The organism is Marinobacterium weihaiense (assembly GCF_019061305.1).
Classification (GTDB): domain Bacteria; phylum Pseudomonadota; class Gammaproteobacteria; order Pseudomonadales; family Balneatricaceae; genus Marinobacterium; species Marinobacterium weihaiense.
This window is the reverse complement of sequence record NZ_JAHQZT010000045.1, coordinates 1-8468: the sequence shown is the minus strand read 5'-3', so window position 1 is coordinate 8468 and position 8468 is coordinate 1. Positions and strand designations below refer to the sequence as shown.

Annotated in this window: 6 protein-coding genes and 1 pseudogene; 1 reads left to right on the top strand and 6 read right to left on the bottom strand. The window is 48.0% G+C overall.

The window, feature by feature from the left end:
- Positions 1 to 245: 245 nt before the first annotated feature.
- Positions 246 to 383: pseudogene (locus tag KTN04_RS16275) on the top strand (IS30 family transposase); the annotation flags it as partial.
- 25 nt (positions 384 to 408) lie between these two features.
- Here KTN04_RS16275 and KTN04_RS16270 read toward each other — a convergent pair.
- Genes KTN04_RS16270 through KTN04_RS16245 form a run of 6 tightly spaced genes read right to left on the bottom strand, consistent with a single transcriptional unit; the run spans position 409 to position 8297 of the window.
- Positions 409 to 1257 carry a cephalosporin hydroxylase family protein gene (locus KTN04_RS16270; protein WP_217336280.1) on the bottom strand — a complete coding sequence of 283 codons (849 nt, stop codon included), beginning with the start codon at positions 1255 to 1257 and terminating at the stop codon, positions 409 to 411.
- The gene (locus KTN04_RS16265) at positions 1247 to 2005 is read right to left on the bottom strand and encodes a class I SAM-dependent methyltransferase (protein WP_217336279.1); all 759 of its coding nucleotides are present in this window, start codon (positions 2003 to 2005) and stop codon (positions 1247 to 1249) included. Before KTN04_RS16265 ends, KTN04_RS16270 begins: the two co-directional genes overlap by 11 nt.
- On the bottom strand, positions 2005 to 6255 hold the full coding sequence (locus KTN04_RS16260) for a hypothetical protein (RefSeq protein ID WP_217336278.1): 4251 nt from the start codon (positions 6253 to 6255) through the stop codon (positions 2005 to 2007). Before KTN04_RS16260 ends, KTN04_RS16265 begins: the two co-directional genes overlap by 1 nt.
- Positions 6243 to 7091 (bottom strand): TauD/TfdA family dioxygenase, encoded by an 849-nt coding sequence (locus KTN04_RS16255; protein ID WP_217336277.1) that lies wholly within the window; start codon positions 7089 to 7091, stop codon positions 6243 to 6245. Before KTN04_RS16255 ends, KTN04_RS16260 begins: the two co-directional genes overlap by 13 nt.
- Before the next feature lie 20 nt (positions 7092 to 7111).
- Complete coding sequence (locus KTN04_RS16250; RefSeq protein ID WP_217336276.1) at positions 7112 to 7810, bottom strand: class I SAM-dependent methyltransferase; 699 nt, start codon at positions 7808 to 7810, stop codon at positions 7112 to 7114.
- 4 nt (positions 7811 to 7814) lie between these two features.
- On the bottom strand, positions 7815 to 8297 hold the full coding sequence (locus KTN04_RS16245) for a glycine-rich domain-containing protein (protein WP_217336275.1): 483 nt from the start codon (positions 8295 to 8297) through the stop codon (positions 7815 to 7817).
- Positions 8298 to 8468 lie beyond the last annotated feature (171 nt).

The window sequence follows — 8468 nt, the reverse complement described above, 5'->3', positions numbered from 1 at the left end:
GTTGAGTTCATGATGGATTCCTCGCGTAGGTGACGATGGAATCAGTGTGCGGCGGTCAGTGGCTGGAAAAAAGGTGCTGATTTATTGGCGCATACTCAGCACAGAAGAACTGGAAGCGGATCAAGGGATTTAATCTGCTGACCCTCGTGGTCAACAATGTGAAGTTCAAGAACGGCGAACAAGTACAGGATCAATCAGACAGGAACGCGGCCTGATGCCCATACACCAGATTTGACATTAACTCGAAAGGAACCGATCTATCAGTTCACTCACAAGGTGAATTAGATGAAATAGCTAGACAACTGAATGCCCGGCCAAGAAAAACGCTTGATTATGAGACCCTGGCAGAACGGTTTAATCAGTGTGTTGCATCGATCAATTGAATCCACAGCACAAAGCTGTGCCTTATCACCCAATCCTACGTAAAGCAATCCCTTTGAGAAAAGGATAGCGATTTGCCTCGAGATGAAGCCCAAATTGACGATTTTGCAACAAGAACGTGTCGAGGACCTGAATCACAGAACTGTGGTCAGAATCTGACCAAAGGTCTTCGACAACAATGACACCATTCGGAGCAATTAGCTGAGCCCACATCGGGAGTAGTTCAAGGCTGAGATGATCACGGCCACCAAGATCGAGAATAACCAGGTCGTATTCCGCGCATATGGTTTTAGCCTTTTCAAGCGTTTGAGTATCTTTCGCATCTCCATGAACAAGCCAAGGCTGGCTCCCGCTATCAAACCCTTCAACGGGTGTAACCTGAAAATCAACGCCTACGAGGGTACCCTTGCGATTTAACAAACGTAGGATTGTATGAATGAAGTAGAGGCTACCACCTCGCCCGTAGCCCACTTCAAGGATTCGTGACTGCTTTTGGGAATAGATAAGTTCTTGATAGAAGAAAAGATCAGTTGGCATTTTTACTGCTACTTGGCCAAGCCAACGGTAATCTCTCTGGGTCTCGATTTCATATTGCCAATACCAATGATGATAAGCTAAAGCCAAAGCACCTTCAGTTGAAGGTTTGCTTTGTTCTTTTACTGGCAAATCACATTCGGCTTTAACGAGAATTTGAGCTTCATACCATTTCTGATGTGCTGGCTGAAGAGGCCTAAAATGGGCGTAAGACGTAAACGCTTTGTAATCATCGTGAGTTATGCGAGAACAAGTTCCAAAATTAATATGGTGAAGCTCCACATATTCGTCATATAGCACCGGACACACAAAACGACTAAAACGGACGAGATCATTTTTCAAAGGGTAGACTCGCAATCAGAAAGGGATTAAAGGTTTTCTGAAAGGGGTCGCCTTGATGGTTTTCCAAAAGCTTTACATTTTTAAAACCAAGACCTCGCATAATCTGAGCGACCATCTCTGCATCAGCAACATTCAATAAATGAGTTTCCTCAAAATATTCACCGGTGGAATGACAGTGAAATTGATATTGCGCAAGAAGTGTCTCGAAGTCACGTGTAGCAAATCGATATTTAAAAGTAATATCTTGTGCGTCGCCAAGACCAGGCTCTTGATCCACAAAGAAGTCAGCAAATGCCTTAGGCGCATGAGGTGCGTGCGCGATCTGGAAAAAAACCTGCCCTCCAGGCAGCAAAGCGCGCTTGATACGCCTAAGTATATCAGTCAATTCCTCGACGTTCGCAGCGTAATTAAGTGACCACGAAAGAGAAACTATCGCATGAAACTCTTTTTGGAATTCCAGATCCTGCATGGCCATCAGGTGCAGACGCTCCTCACCGACTTTCTCACGTGCAAGTTGGAGCATGGCAGCAGCGGGATCAAGTCCTATTGGATCGAGGCCGGCCTGCAGCGCTTTTTCCAAGAATACACCGCTTCCACAGCCAATATCTAGAAGACGTGCGTGTTCGTGATTCTTCTGAATTTCTTCGATCACAAAAGCATGATCGTGTTGGTAATGATGTCTAGGCGTATGCATATCGTAGCGGTCGCCAAAACAACCATATAACTGGTATTGCGAAGCGTGCTTCATCAAGACTCCTCTACAATCAACGGCATATGTGTAAAAGCCTGCACCACACTGGGAACAAGCGCATTATATACAGGCTGGGGTGCAGGTTTGAAAAGCTGGGTATAGCCAAACCCTTTATGTACCAACTGTTCCATGATTGTCTTTAGACGTAGACCATTTTGCTGCTGACGACCCGCTAGTGAGCATTGATCTAACCAGCCGTGAAGCTCTGCCACAGTCCCATGACGAATCCAGTCACTGTAACTGTGATTACCCAGATGCAACAAGCCTACATAGCCCTTAAGGCCAAGCCCATCACATACAGGGCAATCGATTTCATTTCTAGTAGCCTGCAACTCTTTTGCCCAAACATGGTCAGCCCGTTCCAGATTTTGCTGCAGGTGATGATACAGACCGTCCCAGCGTAACCAAGAAGATACTTCATTGGGATTTACCTTGGCTTTCTTAAGAAAACTGCCAAGACCTGGCCGCGACCAAAAGCCATAATTCACGAGGTTCCACTGAGCTTGCGTCCACTTTGAACACGAATCATCCTCAGACCAAAGTCCCTCTTTGATCATCATTTTAAAAAAAGGTGTTAGCACATTCCGATGAACACCCTTAAAAATCTCGATTGCAGAAGGACTAAAGAGCTCTTTGTCCAGAATCGAGCGACGAGGATCAGCAATAATGAGATTTAAATCCCAAGTAATTTGCTTGCCGCTGCCTTTACAGGCCGGACATTTTCCGCGTTCTCCTTTCAGCGAAAAGTCATAAGGTGACATCGCCAGTGGACCAACTACACCTCGCTGCAAATCGACAAAGCGTGTCGTATATTTGCCAATACACCTCCCCTTATATTCAAGCTCAACATAACCAGCCCCTATCGCCAGCGCTTTAGCTAAAGCCTGCTCACGTTGATGGCGTGTAGTTTCTGCTACACATTGAAAATCTTTACTTGTTGCACGCGCCTCAAGATAATTTTTATGTGAAAAAATTTCATAGCCCTGTTTCTTGAGATAAGTAAGTCTTCCTTCTGCAATACTATGCGGAAGCTCTTGACCCCAAATGAAAAAATCTTGAAGAAAAGGCTGGATCTGCAGTTGCGCTTCAGGGCTCTGACACCAAAGATTTAGGAGATTTTCAGCACTGAACACATCTGTGGTATGCATATAATTTTCCAATGCAAAGCTGAGCAGATGCCGGTCAAGGCCACCGTATTGTATCAACTGTTGTTCATGAACCTTGGCAAATTCAAAAACAACAGTCGGTGTGGCAGCACTTCCGTGAGAAGGACCTGAAACAGTCGCAATATCGTGTCCTAATAAACGCCGAAACCATCTCAAAGTAGCCGCAGCATCAACAGAATCAAGCTGCTCATTAGTAGCGAGGGGCGGCACAGCTTTCTGAGTCCGGGGAACTTTAGTCTCATGCAAACTTTTCAGCATGCGCCCTGTCGCAGTTTGTGTCTGAGCAATTTGCTGAGGGGTTCCTGTGGCAACGACAATACCACCATTGGGGCCGCTGCCAGGTCCAAATTCAATCACCCAATCACTGGCAGAAACCATCGAAAGATTGTGCTCAACAAGGATGACTGTGTTCTTGCCGCTAGCAACCACATAATCGACAGCCTGAATCAGATTGGCTACGTCATTTTTGTGTAGGCCAGATGCGGGCTCATCGAGCAGAAACAGCGAGCCATTCTTCTGATGATTAAGTTGTTTTGCAATGCGCAGACGCTGGAACTCGCCACCACTGAGGGTGTCTGTACGTCGCCCCAATGAAAGATGGCCAAGGCCAAGCTGCAAAATGGATTGAAGCAAGTTATGATGTCGATTCAACACAGGAGGAAGATTTTGCAATAACTCTTCGATACTCCGATCAAGTAGTTGGGCGATGTTTATGCCGTGATCGTAAATGCTGAGAATGTGGCTTTGAAAACGTAAGCCTCCACAACTTGCACAGGTCCCCCATTGCAAACCATCTTGCGTCTCGCCAATACCCAAACATTCACGACATCGACCATCGCCACTGTTGAGGCCAAAATCCTTTGCTTGCAGATTGTGCTTCTTTGCTAGGGGAAGAGCAGCGTAATGGTTGCGCAGGTCTATGGCGATGTCGAGCAACGTGGCTACCAGACTACGACGGTTCGCTGGTGGCGCGCCTTGATCAAGGCTAATGACCTGCTCAACCTGTTGATAACCTTCAACCCTCTGCCACCCTTGCGGATCTGGATTTTGTGGATTTTGTAGTGCCGGCTTGAGCACACCATGTACCAAGCTAGACTTGCCAGAGCCTGACAGGCCCGTAATACAAATGAGTCTGCCAAGCGGTATACGCACATCTTGATTGCGCAGATTGTGGCGACAAGCGCCGTAGATACACAGATGCGGCGCTTGCTCTTCAATTGGGAGCTGCTGCCGCTGTAGCTTTTCCGGCTCTTTCCACCAGGATTGAGGAACAGTTCCTTGGAAGGTTACCTGCCCACCTTCAGGGCCGCCAGCAGGTCCAAGCTCGACGAAATGATCGACACCAAGTGCAAGCCGCTGGCGATGATCATTGATGATCAAAGTATGCTGCCCCCTTAATGCTTCGAGCGTTTCAGCCAACCGCATCACATCTTCGTCGTGTAAGCCCCGTGCAGGTTCATCAAGGAGCAGCCCAAGCCCCTGATGACGGCCGTCGAAAACGGCCGCAAGACGAATGCGCCGCGATTCACCTTCGCTTATTTCGAGCATGCCACGCGCACCATTAAGGTGCGCAAGACCAACGCCTACAAGGCTTTGAGAAAGGCGTCGGAGCTGGTCCAAATAAGGTTTGGCAGCTTCTGGTAGTGCTCTCCCAAAGCGACCCGAAGCAGCACAAATTTCAACCAGCGCAGCAAAGTTGGTCTCAAGCAGGTCGGTGATACTGTGGCCACCAAGGTTGAGAGCTTTTACTGCATGGGACCATCGTGAGCCACCACAAGTCTCGCAAGGACCATGACTGATAAGAAACGCAAGCCGCTCAGCTGTCCGAGTACCATTAGTCACATGCTTCATGATGGCAGGAATTAAGCCGAGGTAAACACGCGGCTTGCCCATCTGACGCCTCGTTTCCGGTTCTACATCGGCAACTAGCTGCGAACCACTGCCATACAACACCAGATTACGAGCGCTTTCTGAAAGCTCAGTCCATGGCAGGTCTGGATCAAAATCAGCGATCCCTCTCAAACCTTCTATGGTGTCATGTTGAATATTGATGAACTTGTAGTTTTTTTCAGTCCATAAAACACAAGCACCTTCGTGCATCGACTTCTCGGGACTCACGATTAGCTGTGTAATATCAACCTTCGCGGAGGTGCCCAAACCCTTGCAGGAAGGACAGGCACCACTGGATTCATGCTCCGGCGCATTGAACGAAAGCAGATGCATATCAGCAGGGCGATATATACGTGGATCAGATGGTGTGACCCAGTGCTTACGGGAATCGAGGCCAACGCCGTGAGCACCGTCAAGATCTGCCAGTTTACTCTTGTGTGTTTCGACAAACACACGTCCTTCACCAGCTTGAAATGCCAACGTCAGCAGTTCGAATAGTTTCTTCTGTTTTTGTGCTGTTCGCTTACTTAAATCGAGCTTACCCACAAACACTTCAACAAGATGGCGACTCTGTTTGGAAAGTGGCGTGAAAGGGCTCAAGCGTATTTCGCGGCCTAGCTCCCACTGTTTGGGAGTATCGCTTTCGCTGCGTACGGTAGCAGTTTCAAAGCCCAATTCAGCTAGATTTGCCGCCATAGCAATACCATTATTGGCAACAAAAGATAAAGGAATTGCCCAGATGGTAATCTGACCCTGATGATGCTGCAAAAGCCATTGAGCATAGTGCTCAACCGTTGGTGCCTCCACAACACTGCCAGAAACTGGAGACACAGGCTCAGACCACTGCACAAACATATGCCTCAGCAGTGAAAGTAAACCACTGGCTGTAGCCACAGTCGTCCGCGAGGAAGCTCTAAAAGCGCGCTGACCGACATGTAAGGTAGCAGGTAAAGCATCGACAAACGCACGACTCATTGGTAAACCCAAATGATCCTGCGAGACCCCGAGAAATTCTTTGAGACGCTGATTTCCTTCTAATGCAAGTACATCCCGTAGCAGAGAGCTTTTTCCTGAACCAGATACTCCCACAACCATAGAGATAGAATTGAGCGGAAAAGCAACATCGACATCTTTAAGATTGTTGGTATCAGCACCAACTACATGGATCGCTTTTGGTCTCAGACTTTCCACTGAGGCTCATCCTGAAGATGAAGGACATATATTTCGCGAGCAAAAAACTGGCGTGGAAACTTTGCAAACTGTACCGTGCATTCACCTCTATAATGTAGTGCCCGCCGATTAGAGACAAAAAGTGCATCACCCGGTGCTAAATGAATCGGTTCAGATACCGCCATGGCGCTTTCGTGGATGACCGTTAGATGGTGTTCCAGCTCTTGCGTTAGCGAATCCAATCGTTGTGCTGCAGCACGCAAGGTTTCTGGATGAAAGCGAATGGTGTCACCTTCAATAATGGAACCAGACCAGGAGCCCCGTTTGCGCTCATCCACCATATCCACTTTGGCCTCTGTTAGAAATGCAAGCGTCTCGGCTTCACTACGCCTTTCAAGTTCATTGAGCAAGTCATCAAGCACTACCACTCGTGACTCACCCATTTCAGGGTTGGGGTCTGGCTTGTGGCAGTGAATGACTGTAGCGGCGGGAGGTGTTGGTGAAGTGTTAAGGTCGGTATGAAAATGCCCCTCTTGAATCGTTTGCGATAGCTCTGTAGTCCAAGGCGACATCTTAAAATGTTTGACGATTTTATTTTCGCGGTAGGGTTTAAAATGCGAATTCAGACTCAAGGCTACAAGCAGCGTTGTAGCTCCGTTATCCGTGGGCACACCACGAACAACAAGACTGTGCCTGTCATGCCACGCCTGCGCAACCTGCTTGATAAAGGCAGCCCATTTAGATGATTGAAAAAATGCGGGCGCTTCCCATGTTGATCCAAGCAAACCTGCTTCCAGGTGCTCCAGACCTACAGAGCGGGATGTTTCCAAAAGCTGTTGTGCCAGATCGTCAGGCATCTGGACTTCGTAAGTATGCATCAAGCCATCCGCTGAAAACGAAAAAGAAGTTTGTATTTAAATTGATGATCAAGCAATGCCTCAACACTGGGGTAGGCAAAGGCTGCTTCCTCAGCAGGGTTGTAATGCGCCCAACCATGATCTCGGAGCGTACGAACAGATGGTGAGAGACCCTGTTTTCCCGCTGCTTCCATCAGTGCTATGGGGCTATGGCCGTAAGTAACATGTCCTTGACTCTGGAGCTCCTCACGCCAGATGGGCCAAAGCGGGTTTTCCAAGTGACACCCCGATACCACGTAGGCAAATGCGTGAGGCTTGAGAACTCTTTGGATGTTTGCTATCAGCTGGTCCAAATCCTGGATAAACGGCAGCACCTCATGCGATAACACCAGATCGACAGACTGATCACCAATCTGCCGCCATTCGTTCTCTCGCAAAACCTTGGCTGATACACCCTCACGCTGAAGGCGTGCTTGAGCTAGGTCCCGTGCAGCCTTTATTGGCTCAACTCCGATCAGATGTACTGCTTTGAACCTTTTTCTTGACAGAGAGAGAAGCCCCCCTTGATGACATCCGATATCAAGGATTGTCCCTCCCTCATCAATAGCGCGATCAGCCTGGACATGGCCAAGTAGTGCAAGCCAAAAAGGCGTGTTTCTTTTTTCCAGAGCCGCATCTTCATCTCTATCGAACATGAAGATGCGTTTGATCTCAGCCATAGGGTTACGGACAACGTTGAGGCGCACAACTACGCGCCTGAATATCGCCTGCTGTAGGGTCGACCCCAAAGTGGATCACGAAGAGGTCAAGTGATTCTTCGAAAGCAGCTTCTAGATTGGCACGATCTTGGGGTCCCCGCATGCCAAAATATGGGAAGTGATGTAAAAACTTACCGAAAAGCGCGTCACAATCTTTGGCATAAGCATGTGTATCCAGAATATGCGCGTGCCAATACTCATCAATAGGCCCCGTAGGGCAGATCTTCTTATCGGGATAGCGCATATTCAATGCAAGAAACTTCCGATAAAGGCCCTCAATTTCCTGACAGAACTCAGCTGTCCAGCCGTATTCCTCAACAAATTTTCGGTTCAACATGGAAAAGTCAAGTTCTGCAACTTTTTTGAGAGCCGCAGAAAGCTCGGCATCCTTTTGGACAAGTGCCTGTGAGTCATCGAAGTTCAGTGAAGTGGCCTGGCTAGCTGTCATGTGATCTATCCTTGTGTCAAAGCTATGCTGGGATGGTCGCATGATATGAAATAATAGAGACTAAATCAAAGAAAGGCTAGGGAGTGTTCTCAATCATGTCAGCCATATCACCGTTGATACGAGATTGAGCATGGCGGTGTAGTGTTTCGCGACACGTTCATATCGTGTCGC